Genomic DNA, 16,073 nt, shown 5'->3' on the forward strand with positions numbered 1-16,073 from the left:
TTGAACACGCAAGACGGAAAGCAACGCGCCATGTCACGCTCAGCATCCACGCTCGCCGAACCGCGTATCGCCTCGCTGTTGGACAGTCTCTTCGCGCAGGCGGAGGCCTCCTCACCCTTGAACGCCATCGGCGATCTCTCGGCGGACGAGCGGGCGCGCCTGATGGGGAGCCGCACCGGCTACCGGGACTTCTACAGCCGGCTCAAGGACATGCCCCTCGCGGTCTCGCGGGAGACCGGCCGGCTGCTCTACATGCTCGCGCGGACCCGCCGGGCGCGGATGATCGTCGAGTTCGGCACGTCCTTCGGTCTCTCGACCCTGCACCTCGCTGCGGCCCTGCGCGACAACGGCGGCGGCCGGCTGATCACCTGCGAGTTCGAGCCGTCCAAGGTGGTGCGGGCGCGGGCGAACCTGATGGAGGCCGGGCTGGCGGACCTCGTCGAGTTCCGCGAGGGCGACGCACTCCAAACCCTCGGCCTCGACCTGCCCGACTCGGTCGACCTGCTGCTCCTCGACGGGGCGAAGGGGCTCTATCCGGAGGTTCTGAGCCTCGTGGAGGGCCGCCTCGGACCGGGGGCCCTGGTGGTCGCCGACAACGCGGACCACAGCCCGGACTACCTGCAGCGGGTGCGCGCGCCGAGCCGCGGCTACCTGTCGGTGCCGTTCGCCGAGGACGTGGAGCTGTCCATGCGGCTCGGGTGAGGCAGACCCTGGACTCGGACCGGCGATCGCGTCAGCGCGACGCGACCGCCGTCGGGACGCGGGTCCGGTCGCTCAGGCCCATTCGCGCTGGGCGAGCTTCTGCTCGTAGGCGTCGATGGAGGAGACGCGCTCCAGCGTCAGCCCGATCTCGTCCAGGCCGTTCAGCAGGTTGTGCTTGCGGCCCTCGTCGACGTCGAAATGCAGGGTGCCGCCGTCCGGCCCCCGGATCGTCTGCGCCGCCAGGTCGACCGTCAGGGTGGCGTTCGCGCCGCGCTCGGCGTCCTCGAACAGCTTCTCCAGATCCTCGGGCGACACGACGATCGCCAGGATGCCGTTCTTCGCGCAGTTGTTGAAGAAGATGTCGGCGAAGCTCGTGGAGATCACGCAGCGGATGCCGAAATCGGCCAGCGCCCAGGGCGCGTGCTCCCGGGACGAGCCGCAGCCGAAATTGTCCCCGCAGACCAGGATCTTGCTGTTCCGGTAGGCGGGCTGGTTGAGGATGAAGTCCGGGTTCTCGGAGCCGTCCTCGCGGTAGCGCATCTCGGCGAACAGGCTCTTGCCGAGGCCGGTGCGCCGGATCGTCTTCAGGTACTTCGCCGGGATGATCCGGTCGGTATCGACGTTGATCGTCCGCAGGGGCGCCGCGACGCCCTCCAGGGTGGTGAACTTTTCCATTGTCTGACGGCTCTCGCGGTTGCGCTTCCTGTGCGTCCCGTCCTCGCGAGCGGAGCGAAGCAACCCAGGATAGCTCGACATCGGCGAGCGTGGCGCCGCTGGGTTGCTTCGCTCCGCTCGCAAGGACGAAGGGAGCGTCGATATCTCTGCTGCAGCCTCTTAGCAGCCCGTGTTGCCTGCCGGAAGCGTCAGGCCAGATCCGCCGCGACGGCTCGGGACAGCGTGCCGTCGTGGAGGGCCGAGGCGACCAGCGCCCCGGCGATCCCGGCCGCCCGCAGCGCCCGCAGGTCGTCCGGGCCGCGCACGCCGCCCGCCGCGTAGAGGCGGCGATNCCGGGCCGCGCACGCCGCCCGCCGCGTAGAGGCGGCGATCCGGCGCCCGCGCGCGCAGGGCTCCCAGGGCCGCGAGGTCCGGGCCGGACCCGGCGCCGACCTGCGCCAGCGTCATGGCGATCACCTCCGGGGGCCAGAGCGCGGGATCCTCGTGGAGGGCCGCCGGGCCGAGGCGCTCCGCGCCGCGCGTGTCGAGGGAGAACACCGCCCGGTCGCCGAGCCGCGTCACGAGGTCGGCATCCGCCTGGCTCTCGCTGCCGATCACCGGCCGCCCGAGTCCGGTGTCCAGGAACGCCGCGACGCCGGCCGGCTCGGCGAAGCCGGCATCGACCCACAGGGCGATTCCCGGGCAGGCGCGGGCGATCGCCTCCAGGGCGCGGAGGTCGGGCGCGGCGCGGTCGATGATCGCGTCGAGATCGGCGACGTAGAGGATCGCGGCGGGCCACGCGTCGACCAGCCCGCGGGCCACAGCGTCCGGCGCCGAGCCCTTTGCCAAGGGCGTCTCGATCGGGGCATAGGAGGAGCGCTCGCCCCGGCGCGCCCGCACCACGCGGCCGTCCCGGAGATCGAGCACCGGGATCACCGCGAAGCCGGGGCGCCCGATCCTGTGGTCCATCGAGGCGCTCATCGCGGTCCCATGCGCTCATCAAACCCAACGACGATCGGGTGGGACCTCGGCGGGGTCCACGTCAAGGTCGCCCTGGTCGAGGACGGCCGGGTCGCGGCCGCCGCCCAGGTGCCGTGCCCGCTCTGGCAGGGCCTGCCGGCCCTCGACCGGGCGCTGGAGGCCGCCCCCGACTGGGCCCGCGGCGCGGCCCTGCACGCCGTGACCATGACGGGCGAGCTGACCGACTGCTTCGCCGACCGGCGCGACGGCGTCGCGGCGCTCGCCGGATGGGCCGGGTCGCACCTCGCCGGCACCGTGCGGATCTACGCCGGCCGCTCCGGCTTCGTCGCCCCGGAGGCGGCCGCCTCCCTGTCGGCGGACGTGGCCTCGGCCAACTGGCACGCCACCGCGGCGGTGGCCGGCCGGCACGTCCCGGACGCGCTCTTGGTCGATATCGGCTCGACCACCGCCGACCTGATTCCCGTCGTCGGCGGGCGGCCGGCCGCGACCGGCTACAGCGACGCCGAGCGGCTCGAGACCGGCGAGCTCGTCTACACCGGCGCGGTGCGCACGCCGGTGATCGCCCTGTCCGACCACGCCCCCTTCGCGGGCCGCCGGACCCGGCTGATGACCGAGACCTTCGCCCACATGGCGGACGTCTACCGCATCCTCGGCCTGCTCCCCGAGGGCGCCGACCAGCAGCCGAGCGGCGACCGCAAGGGCAAGACGGTCGACGAGAGCGCGACCCGGCTCGCCCGGATCGTCGGGCGGGACCGGGTCGAGGCGCCCGAGACGGCCTGGGCGGCGCTCGCCGCCCATTTCGCCGAGGCGCAGCTGCGCCTGCTGCACGACGCGGCGGCGGAGATCCTCAGCCGGCCCGACATCGGCGCGGACGCGCCCCTCGTCCTGTGCGGCGCCGGCGCCTTCGTGGGCGCCCGCCTCGCCGAGCGGCTCGGCCGGCCGTCGACGCCTCTGGTGGCGCTGCTGGCGGACCGGATCGGCGGCGCGCGCGACGGGATCTCGACCTGTGGACCGGCGGTGGCGGTCGGCCTCATCGCCGCGGAGGAGGCAGTCGCATGAGTGCAATCAAGATCCTGGCCCGGATCCTGACCGCCCGGGTCGGGCCGCATATCGAGCTGGCCGTGGAGACGGAGACCGGGGAGGTGCTGAAGGTGCTCGCCACCGAGGACCAGGTCGACCGGCTGGTCGACGAGCTGGAGGACATCCTCAACTCGCCCGCCGACCCGGAGGATGACGGGCCGCCCCAGGCGGCCTGAGACCCCGGGCCCCGCCGGTCGCCATGAGCCTGATCGCCGCCAAGATCGTCGTCACGCCGACGCTGATGTGGGCCGTGTCGGCGGCCGCGCGCCGGTGGGGCAGCCTCGTCGGCGGCCTGCTCTCGGGCCTGCCGCTGACCTCGGCGCCAATCTCGATCTACCTCGCCGCCGAGCAGGGCGAGCGCTTCGCCGCCGACGCGGCGATCGGCTCGGTGGAGGGGCTCGGCGCGGTCACCGTCAGCTATCTCGCCTACGCCGTCTCCGCGCCGCGGACGGGGATCCTCGCCTCCGTGGTCCTCGCCCTGGCGGCCTTCGTCCTCGCCGGCGCGCTGCTGCACGGCGTGATCCAGCCCGGCCTATGGCTCGCCACGGCGATCGACCTGCCGGCGATGGCGCTGGCGGTCATTCTGTGCCGGCCTGCCGCGGGGACCGCGGCGCCGGTCCGCCGGGCGCGCCCGCCGCGATGGGACATGCCGGCCCGGCTCGCGGCCGCCACCGCCCTGGTCCTGCTGGTCTCGGGGCTGGCGCCGCATCTCGGCTCCGGGCTGAGCGGCGTCCTGGCGCCGATCCCGATCATCTCCTGGCCGCTCATCGTCTTCGCCCGGGCGCAGGACGGGGTCGGCGCCGCGCTGGACGTGGTGCGCGGCAGCGCCCAGGGCGCGTTCGGCGTGCTGGCCTTCTATGTCTGCGTGCACCTGCTGCTCGGACGAATCGACCCGGTCGCGGCCTACGCCGCCTCGATCGCGGTGTCGGCGGCCTGCGTGCTACCGTGGCTGGTCGCGCGGCGCCGCCCGCTCGCCGCGTGACCGGGCCGCGCCGACGCGACCGCGGAGGAGAGTCATGCTGCCGGATACGGGGATCCCGACCCTCACCCCGGGCTTCGCGGCGGTGCCGCCGGGCCACATCGCCACCATCGTCACCAGCCTGGAGATGCTCCGCCCGCCGCCCTCGCGTCCCGGACGGCCGTTCCCGCCCGGGCTGGCCCTCGCGCCGCTGGAGCGCGCCGATCCGGAGACATACCGGAGCCTGTACCGGGAGGTCGGCGCCGAGTGGCTCTGGTTCTCGCGGCTCACCCTGGCCGAGGACGCGCTGGCGGCGATCCTGTTCGACCGGGATGTCGAGATCTTCGCGCTCCGCCAGGACGGGCGGAACGTCGGCATGCTGGAACTGGATTTCCGCCAGCCCGGCACCTGCGAGCTGGTCTTCCTCGGACTGACCGGGGACGCGGTCGGAACCGGGATCGGCCGCACGCTGATGAACGCGGCGATCGGCCGGGCCTGGGCGCGCCCGATCGCGCGATTCTGGGTGCATACCTGCACCCTGGACCATCCCGGCGCGCTCGCCTTCTACCGGCGCTCGGGCTTCGTCCCCTTCGCGGTCCACGTCGAGGTCGCACCCGATCCGCGGCTCGACGGGACCCTGCCGCGGCACTGCGCCCCGCACGTGCCGCTGCTCGGCTGACGCGCCGAGGGATCCGGACACGAAGAGACCCGCGGCCTCGCGGCCGCGGGTCTCGTGTCGTCAACCGTGCGCGCCGGTCAGGCGGCGGTGCGCTTGCGGGCTTCCTGCTTCGTGTCGACGCCGGCCGCTTTGATCTCGGACAGCTTCTGCGCGACGTTGCGCGAGAACACGAACTCGGCCGGGCGCTGGTTCTCCAGGCTGACCTCGGGGGCCATCTTGCCGTCGGTCTTGATGCCGCGAATCGCGTGCACCAGCGGCTTCCACGGCTTGCGGACCGAATCGACCACCGAGGAGGCCTCGTAGCCCGAGTGGACCATGCAGTCGGCGCACTTCTCGTAGTTGCCGGTGCCGTAGGCGTCCCAGTCGGTGGTCTCCATCAGCTCCTTAAAGGTCGCCGCGTAGCCCTCGCCGAGCAGGTAGCAGGGCTTCTGCCAGCCGAACACGGTGCGGGTCGGGTTGCCCCACGGGGTGCAGTGGTAGGTCTGGTTACCGGCCAGGAAGTCGAGGAACAGGCCCGACTGCTGGAAGGTCCACTTCTCGCGGCCCTTCTCCTTGCCGTGCCGGAACACGCCGCGGAACAGGTCCTTCGTCGCCTTGCGGTTCAGGAAGTGCTTCTGGTCCGGCGCGCGCTCGTAGGCGTAGCCGGGGGAGACGGTGATGCCGTCGATGCCCATCCGGGTCACGCTGTCGAAGAAGTCGGCGATCTTCTCCGGCTGGGAATTGTTGAAGAACGTGCAGTTGATGGTGACGCGAAAGCCCATCTCTTTGGCCTTCGCGATCGCCGCCACGGCCTTGTCGTAGACGCCGCGCTGGCAGACCGACTGGTCGTGCATCTCCTTGTCGCCGTCCAGATGGATCGACCACGTGAAGTACGGGCTCGGCTTGTACTCCTTGATCTTCTTCTCGAGGAGCAGCGCGTTCGTGCAGACGATCGCGAACTTCTTCTGGGCGATGATGCCCTCGACGATCTGCGGCAGGTCCTTGTGCAGGAGCGGCTCGCCGCCGGCGATCACCACCACCGGGGCGCCGCACTCGCGCACCGATTCGAGCGCGTCGGCGACCGGCAGGCGCTTGTTCAGGATCTCGTCCGGGTAGTCGATCTTGCCGCAGCCGGCGCAGGCCAGGTTACAGCGGAACAGCGGCTCCATCATCATCACAAGCGGGTAGCGCTTGCGGCCCGTGAGGTGCTGCTTCAGGATGTAGCCGCCGATCTTCGCGACGTACCGGAGGGGGATACCCAAGATTGCGGCTCCTTACTTCGTCGACCCCGGGGCATCGGGGTACCTAACGCGAAAAAATCTCGAATTCCAGCGATCTAGCTTGGAACTAATCTGAAACGACCCCGTTTGGGCGGGGCGATGACATCTTATTCCGTTCCTGACGCAACGGCGCCACATGGACCGTGCGTGCAAAGTCCGTCGGCGGAAGCGTCCGATCGTTGAGGACAGCACGTGCATTGCGTCGGCAATACGACCGGAATCCCAGGATTCGGGTGGCAGCGCCAGAATCGCCGTGCGCTAGCGCACACGGACGGGCGCGGGATGCGCGCCGTGGCGGCCGCGTTGCAATCTGGCATCGCCCTCTTTACTGAGCCTCGTGGCCGCGATGCAAGTCCTGGCCCGCGGTGGGCGACCCGACCGCGGACCGCGTCGCGCGGAGTCAGTCGGGCGCCGCACGCGGCCGGCGCGTCAGGATCGGGCGGTGCGGCGTTCCTCGAACCCGATGCGCACCCGACCGAATCGCGGAGCAATCGATCGGCGGAGCCCTGAGCCCGCCCGTGTCGGTGGTCCCGGTTCGGACCGGACAAATGGCAGGAGCCGGCCGCGCACGGGGCGCGTCCGATGCGAACAGGCAGGGTGCTCGTGATCGAAAGTCTCGTCGCGTTCTCGGTGCGGTATCGGTGGATCGTGATCGCCTTCACGGCGTTCCTCACGGTCGCGAGCCTCGGAGTCGCGGCGCACCTGTTCCGAATCAACACCGACGTCGAGCGGCTGATCGACCCGAAAGAGCCGTGGCGGCAGGACGAGATCAATTTCGAGAAGGCGTTCCCGCAGCGCAGCAACACGATCGTGGCGGTCATCAACGGCGAGACGCCCGAGGAGACCGAGGAGGCGGCCGCCAACCTCGCCAAGGCGCTCACGGCGCACAAGAACCTGATCGAGACGGTCTACCGGCCCGACGGCGGCCCGTTCTTCAACAAGAACGGTCTGCTGCTGATGTCGCAGGCGGACCTCGATAAGACCCTGGAGGCGCTGACCCAGCAGCAGGGGCTGCTCGGCCCGCTCGCCGCCGACCCGTCGCTGCGCGGCGTGATGCGGGTGCTGACGCTGGGCGCGCGCGGCGTGAAGTCCGGCGACGCCAAGATCGAGGATCTCGAGAAGCCCATCGGGCAGATCGACGCCACCCTGCAGAAGGTGCTGACGGGCCAGCCGGCGCGGATGTCGTGGCAGGAACTCCTGTCGGGGGGGGAGACCAGCGTCACCGACAAGATGAAGTTCGTGGTGATCCAGCCGGTCCTCGACTTCAACGCCCTGGAGCCCGGCTACCAGGCGACCAAGCTGATCCGCAACGTCGCCAAGGATCTCGGAATCGACGCGCAGAACGGCCTGCGGATGCGCCTGACCGGCACGGTGGCGGTGGCGGACGAGGAGTTCGCGACGCTGTCGGAGGATGCCGGCCTCAACAACAGCATCATCGTCGGCGCGATCGTGCTGTTCCTGTGGCTGGCCCTGCGCTCGGGCAAGCTCGTCGGCGCCGTCCTCATCACCACCTTCGCGGGCCTCGTGGTCACGGCCGCGCTGGGCCTCATCATGGTCAAGGAGCTGAACCCGATCTCGGTGGCCTTCGCGGCCCTGTTCGTCGGGCTCGGCATCGATTTCGGCATCCAGTTCTCGGTGCGCTACCGGGCCGACCGCTACGAGCAGCCGACGCTGCAGAGCGCGATCCGCGCCGCGGCGCGGGGCGTGGGCTGGTCGCTGACGCTCGCCGCGGTGTCGCTGGTGGCGGGCTTCTTCGCCTTCCTGCCCACGGCCTTCCGGGGCGTGTCGGAACTGGGCCTGATCGCCGGCGTCGGCATGATCGTGGCCTTCCTGTTCTCGCTGATCCTGCTGCCGGCGCTGATCGCGGTGTTCAAGCCGGTGGGCGAGAAGGCGGCGGTCCAGACCGACTGGCTCGTCGGCGTCGACCCGTGGATCATCCGGCACCGCAAGCCGATCCTGATCGGCGTCGGCCTCGTGACCCTGGCCGGCGCGCCGCTGCTCTGGCATCTGCCGTTCGACTCGAACCCGATGCACCTGCGCAGCGCCAAGACGCAGTCCATCGCGACCTACCTGGACCTGATCAAGAATCCCGAGACCAGCCCGAACTTCATCGACGTGCTGGCGCCCAGCGCCGAGGCAGTCCCGGCGCTGTCGAAGACGCTCCTGGCCCTGCCGGTCACCGCCTCGGTCAACAGTATCGACACCTTCGTGCCGCGGGATCAGGACAAGAAGCTGGCCCAGATCGCCGATACGGCCCAGCTCCTCGACCCTGTGCTCAATCCCGGTCGCCGGCCGCCGCCGCCGACCGACGCCGAGAACGTCAAGGCGCTCAAGGATGCCGCGACGGCGCTCAACGGCCTGTCCGCCGACGCCAAGGGGGACGCGAAGGGCGCCCAGGAGGCCAAGCAGCTCGCCGGCACCCTCGACAAGCTCGCCGCCGGTCCGGTTCAGCTGCGCGAGGCGGCCTCGGTGGCGCTGACCAAGGATCTGGTGCCGCTGCTCGCGCGCCTGCGCGACCTGCTGCACCCTGAGAAGATCACGCTGGAGAACCTGCCGCCGCAGCTCAAGGCCGACTGGGTGGCGGCGGACGGCCGGGCGCGCATCGAGGTTCACCCGAAGGGCGACTCGAACGACGACACGGTGCTCCGCCGCTTCTCCGACGAGGTCCTCAAGGTCGCCCCGCACGCCACGGGCGCGCCCGTGGCCACGACGCAGTCGAGCTACACGATCCTGGGCGCCTTCGTTCAGGCGGCGGTGACGGCCTTCGTGCTGATCTTCGTCATCCTGTCGGTCGCCCTGCGCAAGCCGTGGGACGTGGCGATGACGCTGGGCCCGCTGGTGATCGCGACGCTCTGGACGCTGATGGCGATGCGGATCGTCGGCATGCCGCTCAACTTCGCCAACATCATCGCGTTGCCGCTCATGCTCGCGGTCGGCGTCGCGTTCCACATCTACTACGTCATCGCGTGGCGGGCGGGCGTGACCGACATGCTCGCCTCCAGCCTGACCCGGGCGATCTTCTTCTCGGCGCTGACCACGGGCAGCGCCTTCGGGTCGCTGGTCCTGTCGAGCCATCCGGGCACCGCGAGCATGGGCAAGCTGCTGGCGCTGTCGCTGTTCTTCACCCTGGTGGCGGCGTTCTTCGTCGTGCCGGCGACCCTCGGTGAGCCGCCGGCGCAGCCCGACGATGACCGTCCGGAAGCCGAGAAGGCGGCCGGCGCGGCCCTGCGCAAGACCGCCCCGCACCAGGATCCGGTGCCGGCCAAGTAGGGCGAGCCGGCCGACCGAGCAGGGCCGACCGAGGAGCGGTCGGCGCCTCGGGAATCTTCAGAGGGCCTTCTCGAAGAAGTGGTCCGGGTAGGGGTCGTCGTTGAACCGGTCGATCTCCACCCAGCCCGATCGCCGGTAGAGCGCCAGGGCCTCGGGGAGGGCGCTGTTGGTGTCGAGCCGCAGCGTCCGGATCCCGAGGTCGCGGGCGGCGGCCTCGGCCTCCTGCATGAGCCGCTTGGCGAAGCCCAGCCCGCGGGCCGCGGGATCGATCCAGAGCCGCTTGATCTCCGCCACGGCGCCGCCGCTCCCCTTGAGCCCGACGCATCCGACCGGCAACCCGTCAGCGACGGCGAGCAGGAACACGCCGCGCGGTCGCATCATGGCGCTCGCCCCCGGGTCGCAGGACAAAGCGACGTCGAAACCGCCCGCGAATCGGGCGGCCAGCTCGGCGTAGTAGGCGGCGAGGCAGGCGCGGGACGCCGCGCCGGTCGGATCAGCCTCCGTGATCGCGACGGCGTCGTGGCCGAGGGCCAGTGCGACCCGGTCCATGGCGTGCAGCAGCGCGTCCACCCGCGGCGCGCGCTCCAGCAGGGCAACGGCGCGGGCATCCGACAGCGCCTCGTAGGCCGCGAACTCGCGCCGCCCGGACTCGGTCAGGGACGCGACCCGGCGGCGGGCATCCGCGGGATGCGGCGCCGTCGCGACCAAGCCCTCCTCCTCCAGGCCCCGCAGGAGGCGGCTCATCAGGCCGGAATCGAGGCCGAGATAGGTGCGGATCTCGCCGACCTCCGTGCGTCCGGCACCGATCGCGTTCAGGACGCGCGCCGCCCCCAGGGGACGGCCGCGGCCGAGGAACGAGGAGTCGAGCGCGCCGACCTCGGCGGTGACGGCGCGGGCGAAGCGACGGACGCGGGCGATCTCGGCGGGACCCATGTTATCTGACTAAAGTCAGATAACGACCCGGGTCAACCGAGGAAGTCGGAGAACCCACCTCGGACGGCGCCCGACGCGTCGGCGGCCAAACGGGAAGCGGGGGCGATCAGCGCGTCCCGCTCGGCGGCGTAGCGGTAGCCCGGCGCCTCGCCGGGGAAGCCGCCGGCTGTGGCCGGGTGGGTGTAGAGCTCGGTCAGCCCGTCCGGGAGTGCGGTCAGCAGGGCCGCGACACGGGCGGGCGTCATGGCGCCGGACCACGCGAGGCCGAGGGTGCGGTCGGGGATCAGCAGCCCGGCCTGCCGGGCGCGCACGGCGAGGAGCGCCGCCCAGGGGGCGATGTCGAGGGCCGGCCGCGGACGGGCGCGGCGCGGCGCAGGAGCTCCCGCGGCTCCCGCGGCACCCGCAGGGCGCGCATCCCGAAGTCGCGGCCGACGCGCAGCACCGCGCCGGCGATCAGCGGGTGGACGTGGAAGTGTTTGTGGGCGTTGACGTGGTCCAGCGGCAGGCCGGTCGCCCGGTAGGCCTCGAACTGCGCGCGGATCTCGGCGGCGAGCTGGCGCCGGGCCGCGGGCCGGCGGGCGAAGTCGAGGCCGAGGCGGGCCATGTCGGACCGCATCAGGCCGGCCGCGTCCGTCAGGTCGGGCAGGTCCGCGGCGGGAAGGGTGGGCCACGCCTCCACGAGGACGAGGTGCAGCCCGACCCGCAGGGACGGCATCCGGCGGGCCCGCGCCACGGCGTCGGCGGCGGCCGGCGCCGAGACCATCAGGCTCGCCGCCGTGAGGATCCCGTCGCGATGCGCCTGCTCGACGGCCTCGTTGACCTCGGGGCTCAGCCCGAAATCGTCCGCGGTGACGACCAGACGCTTCACGGTAACCTCGTAACGGGTGTCGAGAGGGCTCGCCCTCTCTCGGGTCCAGGGCGGAGCCCTGGAAGAGGTGCGGGGCTCCGCCCCGCTCCCCGCCGGGGCCGCAGGCCCCGGACCCCTGACTTTAGGCCGCCTTGGCGGTGCCCTGACGCTCCTTGAGGAAGCGGTAGAACTCGACGCCCTCGCGCAGTCGGCGCTTCATCATGTCGGGCGAGCGCACCATCTCGCTGACGATCGAGGCGATCTTCGGCGCCCGGAAGTAGAACTTCTTGTAGAACTCCTCAACCGAGGTGWAGATCTCGGTGTGCGAGAGGTGCGGGTAGTGCAGCGGCGCGACCTGCACGCCGTTCTCGTCGACGAGCTCGGCGTTCTCGATGTCGAGCCAGCCGTTCTCCACCGCCTGCTTGTACAGGAAGGTGCCCGGGTAGGGCGCCGCCAGCGAGACCTGGATCGTGTGCGGGTTGATCCGCTTGGCGAAGGCGATCGTCTCCTGGATCGTCTCCTTCGTCTCGCCCGGCAGGCCGAGGATGAAGGTGCCGTGGATGGCGATGCCCAGGTCGTGGCAATCCTTGGTGAACTTCTCGGCGACCTCGACCCGCATGCCCTTCTTGATGTTGTGCAGGATCTGCTGGTTGCCGGACTCGTATCCGACCAGCAGCAGGCGCAGGCCGTTCTCCTTGAGCACCTTCAGGGTCTCGCGCGGCACGTTCGCCTTGGCGTTGCACGACCACGTGACGCCGAGCTTGCCGAGCTCGCGGGCGATCTCCTCCGCGCGCGGCAGGTTGTCGGTGAAGGTGTCGTCGTCGAAGAAGAACTCCTTGGTCTGCGGGAACTCCTTCAGGCAGTACTTGATCTCCTCGATCACGTGCGCGACCGAGCGGGTGCGGTAGGTGTGGCCGCCGACCGTCTGCGGCCAGAGGCAGAAGGTGCAGCGGCTCTTGCAGCCCCGGCCGGAGTAGAACGAGATGTAGGGGTGCTTCAGGTAACCGATGAAGTACTTCTCCATCTCCAGGTCGCGCTTGTAGACGCTGGTGACGAAGGGCAGCTGGTCCATGTCGGTCATGATCTCGCGGTCCTCGTTGTGGACCACGACACCGTTGGCGTCGCGATAGGACAGCCCCTTGATCTCCGACATCGGGACGCCCTCGGCGACCTCCTTGACGGTGAAGTCGAACTCGTTGCGGGCGCAGAAATCGACCACCGGGGCCTGGGCCATCGCGCCGGCGGCGTCGACCGCGACCTTGGCGCCGATCAGGCCGGCGATGAGCTTCGGGTTGGCGGCCTTGAGCGCCTCGATCGTCTTCACGTCGGACTTGAAGGACGGCACCGAGGTGTGGAGCACGACGAGGTCGAAGTCGTTGGCCTGGGCCACGATCTCGGCGAGCTTGATGTTGTGCGGCGGCGCGTCGATCAGCTTCGAGTTCGGCACCAGGGCGGCCGGCTGGGCCAGCCAGGTCGGGTACCAGAACGACTTGATCTCGCGTTTGGCCTGGTAACGGGAGCCGGCACCGCCGTCGAAACCGTCGAAGGTGGGGGCCTGGAGGAAGAGCGTGCGCATGGGGTTCAAGGCCTCAGGGCAATGCCGGGGGAGGGGCGGAGGACGAGGAAGCCGGGTTCAGCGGAGCGGCGCGCCGGCATCGCGGCCGAGTTCAGCGTCCGGGATCAGGGTGCCATCCGCAACCACGTGATAATCGTGACCTTTCCATGTCACCGCCCCCGACACGAAGGCCCAGGAGAAGTTCAGGAAGGAGAGGATGTCGCGGATCGGCAACAGTCCGTAGGGGTGCGGGGCGAGGCCGAAGGCCCGCTCCAGCTGCCGGCAGAGCAGGACGCGGCTCGCCAGCGCCGCCGCGGCGACCCAGAGCGCGCCGGTCCCGGCACCGGGCAGGAGCGCGCCCAGCAGGGCCAGCGGGAAGGCGTGGGTGACGATCGAGCCGGCGTAGCCCGCCGGGTCGACGGTGCGGATCGTCCGGTTCCAGCGCAGCTCGTGGCGCCACAGGCCGGAGAGATCGGTGTCGACACTGGTATGGCCGATCGTGAAGCTCGGGATAACCACGCGACCGCCGAGGCCGCGCAGGGCGGCGCCGATGGCGTAATCGTCGGCGAGATCGTTGCGGAAGGTGCGGAAGCCGCCGACCGCCTCCAGGCTCGCTCGGGTGAAGGCCACGGTGGAGCCGAAGCAGGGCTTGGCCAGCCCGAGGCTCAGGCCCATCACGACGTTGGGCAGGAAGTGGGTGTCGATCGCGAGCGTCGAGAGCTGGTCGTAGAGGCCGCGGAAGGCCGGGACGCCGTGGTACAAGCAGGTGACGCCGGTGACGCCGTCCTGCGACAGCTCCGCGACGAGGCGCTCCAGGTAGTCGGGCCCCACCACCATGTCGCTGTCGGCCAGCACCACCACGTCGTGGGCGATGGCCTCGGCCATGTTGATCAGGTTGGAGACCTTGCGGTTCGATCCGTGCTGGCGGCCGTCGATCACGAGGTCGATGCGGGCCTCGGGATAGGCCTGCTGCAGGCGCTCGACCACGCCGATCGCGGGATCGCTGGGCCTCTGGACGCCGAACAGGACCTGGACCGGCCCGCCGTAATCCTGGCGCAGCACGGTCTCGAGATTCGCGTAGAGGTTGGGCTCGAGGCCGCAGAGCGGCTTCAGCACGGTCACGGAGGGCCGCGTCGCGCCGGCGGGGAGCACCGGCGGGCGGCGGCGCGCGTAGCGGCCGGCGCAGAAGGCGGCGGCCAGCCCGTAGACGCAGCCCGCCGCCGCCAGGATCAGGCAGAGCAGCGAGAGCCACGAGAGGCCGAGCAGCGCCAGGGAGGAGACATCCATCCGGTCGGATCCGTGCGGTCGTCCGGCCGCCGAGGCGGCGATGGCCGCGAACGGCCGGGTTCAGGTCGGCGCAGGCGCCGACGCCGCTCAGGGCGTCGGCTTGGCCGCGAGCATGCCGTCGGTCCGCGCCCGGAGGAACTTCACGACGCCGTCGGCCCCGCCCGACTTCAGCGGTGCCGACAGGGCGTTCCGCTGCGCGGCGATCTCGCTGACGTCGCCGTTGAGCAGGACGTCCTGAATACGGTTGTCGGCATTGACGACGAAGTCCACGGCCGAATCGTCGCCGTCCGCGGCGGTGACGCGGGTCGGCACGACGCGCTGGGCGCCCCGCTCCTCGACCTTCGGGGTCACGTCGAACTTGCCGCCGGCGGCGCGGGCCAGCCGGTTGGCGTAGGTGACGGTCAGGCTCCGCTTGAAGGCGTCGATCACCGCAGCCTGCTGCTCCGGCGTGAAGCTCGACCATTTCGAGCCCACCGCGATGCGGGTCATGGCGGGGAAGTCGAACGCCCTGTCGAGCGCGGGACCCACGGCCTCGACCCGGGCGGGCAGGGGGCCGGGCCCGTCCTTCAGCGCGGCCGAGAAGGCCGCGTAGAGGTCGCGCACGGTCTGAACGGCCGGATCGTCCGCGGCCCATGACGGGACCGGGACGAGCAGCGGCAGGGCCAAGGGAGCGGCGATGAGGGCGGCCGCGAGCCGGCGGGTCAGGCGCACTTCTTCAACTCCTCGCCGTCGCCGAGCCGCGCCCCCATGCGCGGCGGGGCGTAGCTGTAGAACGGGCCGAGGGTGGCGGGTTGCGCGACCCTCTTGGCCTTGCGCGCCGCCTCCGGCTCCGGCTCGCGCTCCTCTTCCTCGGGTGCCTCGGACCGGAGCTTGGACTCGATCCGGTGCCAGAGCAGGAGGCTCGGGAGCCCGACGCCGAGATCGGCGAAGCGCTTGACCAGCGACAGGGCGAGCGCCGCCTCGGCCGGGATATTGAACAGGCCGCACAGGGCGATCAGGCCGCCCTCCTGCGCGCCCAGGGCGCCGGGCACAGCGAAGGCCGCGCCGCGCACGGCCTGGGCGAGGCTCTCGATGATGAGCGCCTGCGCGAAGTCGATCGGGTAGCCCATGAACCGCAGGCAGACATAGACTTCGAGCGTGCCGATCACCCAGCCGGCCAGATGAACCACCAGGGCCAGCGCGAACCGGCCGTGATTGCCGTAGAGCCGGCGCAGGCTGCCGTAGAGCTGATCGATGGCGCCGAAGGCGCGCCACTCGCGCCCGGAGGCGAAGCGGCTGAGCAGGCCCTGGATCAGGCGGTGACCGGCCCGGCGCTGGATCAGGTAGAAGGCGCCGAGCGCCGGCACCGCCAGGGCCAGCCCGCCCTCGACCGTGTGGGCGATCGGGCCGTCGCCGGAGATCAGGACCAGCAGGGCGAGGCCGAGCACCGTGAACAGGAGCTGCGTCAGCGCCTGGGTCATCAGGTCGACGAACATGCTCGCGCCCGCGAGCGCGCCCGGGACGTCGCGCTTCGACAGGAGGCGGGCGCCGACGAAGTCACCGCCGACGGTGGCGACGGGCAGCAGCGTGTTGATGCCCTCGCGGACGAAGCGGAGCGAGACGCAGTCGGCGAGCTTGGTCGCGCCGGCGGGGAACACGACGTACCAGCCGAGCCCCGCCCACGCGACGGCCACGATACGGGCCAGCACCACCAGGGCGGCGCCCCAGCCGGCACTCACGACGGCGGCCGACACGTCCTCCAGGCCGGAGGACATGAACAGGCCGACGACCGTGCACAGACCGGCGATCGAGGCCAGGGTCGTCAGGCGCTTCATTGTCGTCTTTCAAGCTCGCAAAAGGCTTGATGCGGGAAATCGGTCACGGTCGCG

General features: G+C 71.1%; 14 protein-coding genes and 1 pseudogene. 6 read left to right on the plus strand and 9 right to left on the minus strand.

Annotation, left to right across the window (positions count from 1 at the left end):
* Positions 1 to 30: 30 nt before the first annotated feature.
* A complete protein-coding gene (locus tag MOTC310_RS21230; RefSeq protein WP_331303196.1) occupies positions 31 to 702 on the plus strand; it encodes an O-methyltransferase in 672 nt (223 codons plus the stop codon).
* A 72-nt stretch (positions 703 to 774) separates the two neighbouring features.
* Here the strand turns inward: MOTC310_RS21230 and leuD are convergent, their stop codons facing one another.
* Positions 775 to 1,377 carry a 3-isopropylmalate dehydratase small subunit gene (leuD, locus tag MOTC310_RS21235; protein ID WP_020095295.1) on the minus strand — a complete coding sequence of 201 codons (603 nt, stop codon included), beginning with the start codon at positions 1,375 to 1,377 and terminating at the stop codon, positions 775 to 777.
* 159 nt (positions 1,378 to 1,536) lie between these two features.
* Positions 1,537 to 2,337 (minus strand): HisA/HisF-related TIM barrel protein, encoded by an 801-nt coding sequence (locus MOTC310_RS21240; protein ID WP_473753941.1) that lies wholly within the window; start codon positions 2,335 to 2,337, stop codon positions 1,537 to 1,539.
* A gap of 9 nt (positions 2,338 to 2,346) precedes the next feature.
* On the opposite strand from MOTC310_RS21240, the gene MOTC310_RS21245 reads away from it, so the two are divergent.
* From MOTC310_RS21245 to MOTC310_RS21260, 4 genes are read left to right on the plus strand one after another with little or no spacing between them, the layout of a single operon-like run.
* The gene (locus MOTC310_RS21245) at positions 2,347 to 3,396 is read left to right on the plus strand and encodes a hydantoinase/oxoprolinase family protein (RefSeq protein ID WP_331303197.1); all 1,050 of its coding nucleotides are present in this window, start codon (positions 2,347 to 2,349) and stop codon (positions 3,394 to 3,396) included.
* On the plus strand, positions 3,393 to 3,593 hold the full coding sequence (locus MOTC310_RS21250) for a hypothetical protein (RefSeq protein ID WP_012317969.1): 201 nt from the start codon (positions 3,393 to 3,395) through the stop codon (positions 3,591 to 3,593). The genes MOTC310_RS21245 and MOTC310_RS21250 overlap by 4 nt, the downstream gene beginning before the upstream one ends.
* 23 nt (positions 3,594 to 3,616) lie before the next feature.
* Entirely contained in the window at positions 3,617 to 4,399 is a 783-nt protein-coding gene (locus MOTC310_RS21255; RefSeq protein ID WP_331303198.1) for a hypothetical protein, read from the plus strand.
* Between the two features lie 34 nt (positions 4,400 to 4,433).
* Positions 4,434 to 5,054 carry a GNAT family N-acetyltransferase gene (locus tag MOTC310_RS21260; RefSeq protein WP_331303199.1) on the plus strand — a complete coding sequence of 207 codons (621 nt, stop codon included), beginning with the start codon at positions 4,434 to 4,436 and terminating at the stop codon, positions 5,052 to 5,054.
* A 77-nt stretch (positions 5,055 to 5,131) separates the two neighbouring features.
* Here MOTC310_RS21260 and hpnH read toward each other — a convergent pair whose 3' ends face one another.
* Positions 5,132 to 6,295, minus strand: coding sequence for an adenosyl-hopene transferase HpnH (gene hpnH, locus MOTC310_RS21265; protein WP_331291042.1), 1,164 nt, complete (start codon positions 6,293 to 6,295; stop codon positions 5,132 to 5,134).
* Positions 6,296 to 6,916: 621 nt separating this feature from the next.
* Here hpnH and MOTC310_RS21270 point away from each other — a divergent pair.
* Complete coding sequence (locus tag MOTC310_RS21270) at positions 6,917 to 9,583, plus strand: MMPL family transporter (protein WP_331303382.1); 2,667 nt, start codon at positions 6,917 to 6,919, stop codon at positions 9,581 to 9,583.
* 57 nt (positions 9,584 to 9,640) lie between these two features.
* On the opposite strand, the gene MOTC310_RS21275 is transcribed toward MOTC310_RS21270, so the two are convergent.
* The 6 genes and pseudogenes from MOTC310_RS21275 to MOTC310_RS21300 all read right to left on the minus strand — a co-directional run bounded on the left by MOTC310_RS21275 (position 9,641) and on the right by MOTC310_RS21300 (position 16,019).
* Positions 9,641 to 10,516, minus strand: a complete 876-nt coding sequence (locus MOTC310_RS21275) for a bifunctional helix-turn-helix transcriptional regulator/GNAT family N-acetyltransferase (protein ID WP_331303200.1) — start codon at positions 10,514 to 10,516, stop codon at positions 9,641 to 9,643.
* 32 nt (positions 10,517 to 10,548) lie between these two features.
* Positions 10,549 to 11,384: pseudogene (gene hpnK / locus MOTC310_RS21280) on the minus strand (hopanoid biosynthesis-associated protein HpnK).
* Between the two features lie 121 nt (positions 11,385 to 11,505).
* Positions 11,506 to 12,939 (minus strand): hopanoid biosynthesis associated radical SAM protein HpnJ, encoded by a 1,434-nt coding sequence (gene hpnJ / locus MOTC310_RS21285; RefSeq protein WP_331303201.1) that lies wholly within the window; start codon positions 12,937 to 12,939, stop codon positions 11,506 to 11,508.
* 57 nt (positions 12,940 to 12,996) lie between these two features.
* Positions 12,997 to 14,205 carry a bacteriohopanetetrol glucosamine biosynthesis glycosyltransferase HpnI gene (gene hpnI / locus MOTC310_RS21290; protein ID WP_331291045.1) on the minus strand — a complete coding sequence of 403 codons (1,209 nt, stop codon included), beginning with the start codon at positions 14,203 to 14,205 and terminating at the stop codon, positions 12,997 to 12,999.
* 87 nt (positions 14,206 to 14,292) lie between these two features.
* Entirely contained in the window at positions 14,293 to 14,916 is a 624-nt protein-coding gene (locus MOTC310_RS21295) for an MlaC/ttg2D family ABC transporter substrate-binding protein (protein WP_331303202.1), read from the minus strand.
* Positions 14,907 to 16,019 (minus strand): flippase-like domain-containing protein, encoded by a 1,113-nt coding sequence (locus tag MOTC310_RS21300; RefSeq protein WP_331291047.1) that lies wholly within the window; start codon positions 16,017 to 16,019, stop codon positions 14,907 to 14,909. The genes MOTC310_RS21295 and MOTC310_RS21300 overlap by 10 nt, the downstream gene beginning before the upstream one ends.
* Between the last annotated feature and the right edge of the window lie 54 nt (positions 16,020 to 16,073).

Origin of the sequence: Methylobacterium oryzae (genome assembly GCF_036441375.1) — a bacterium.
In the GTDB taxonomy this organism is placed as follows: Bacteria; Pseudomonadota; Alphaproteobacteria; order Rhizobiales; family Beijerinckiaceae; genus Methylobacterium; species Methylobacterium oryzae_A.

Coding starts and splice junctions, on each gene's coding strand:
- MOTC310_RS21250 (WP_012317969.1), top strand. CDS start 3,393: ATGAGTGCAATCAAGATCCTGGCCCGGATCCTGACCGCCCGGGTCGGG.
- MOTC310_RS21245 (WP_331303197.1), top strand. CDS start 2,347: ATGCGCTCATCAAACCCAACGACGATCGGGTGGGACCTCGGCGGGGTC.
- MOTC310_RS21275 (WP_331303200.1), bottom strand. CDS start 10,516: ATGGGTCCCGCCGAGATCGCCCGCGTCCGTCGCTTCGCCCGCGCCGTC.
- MOTC310_RS21300 (WP_331291047.1), bottom strand. CDS start 16,019: ATGAAGCGCCTGACGACCCTGGCCTCGATCGCCGGTCTGTGCACGGTC.
- MOTC310_RS21255 (WP_331303198.1), top strand. CDS start 3,617: ATGAGCCTGATCGCCGCCAAGATCGTCGTCACGCCGACGCTGATGTGG.
- MOTC310_RS21260 (WP_331303199.1), top strand. CDS start 4,434: ATGCTGCCGGATACGGGGATCCCGACCCTCACCCCGGGCTTCGCGGCG.
- hpnI (WP_331291045.1), bottom strand. CDS start 14,205: ATGGATGTCTCCTCCCTGGCGCTGCTCGGCCTCTCGTGGCTCTCGCTG.
- leuD (WP_020095295.1), bottom strand. CDS start 1,377: ATGGAAAAGTTCACCACCCTGGAGGGCGTCGCGGCGCCCCTGCGGACG.
- MOTC310_RS21230 (WP_331303196.1), top strand. CDS start 31: ATGTCACGCTCAGCATCCACGCTCGCCGAACCGCGTATCGCCTCGCTG.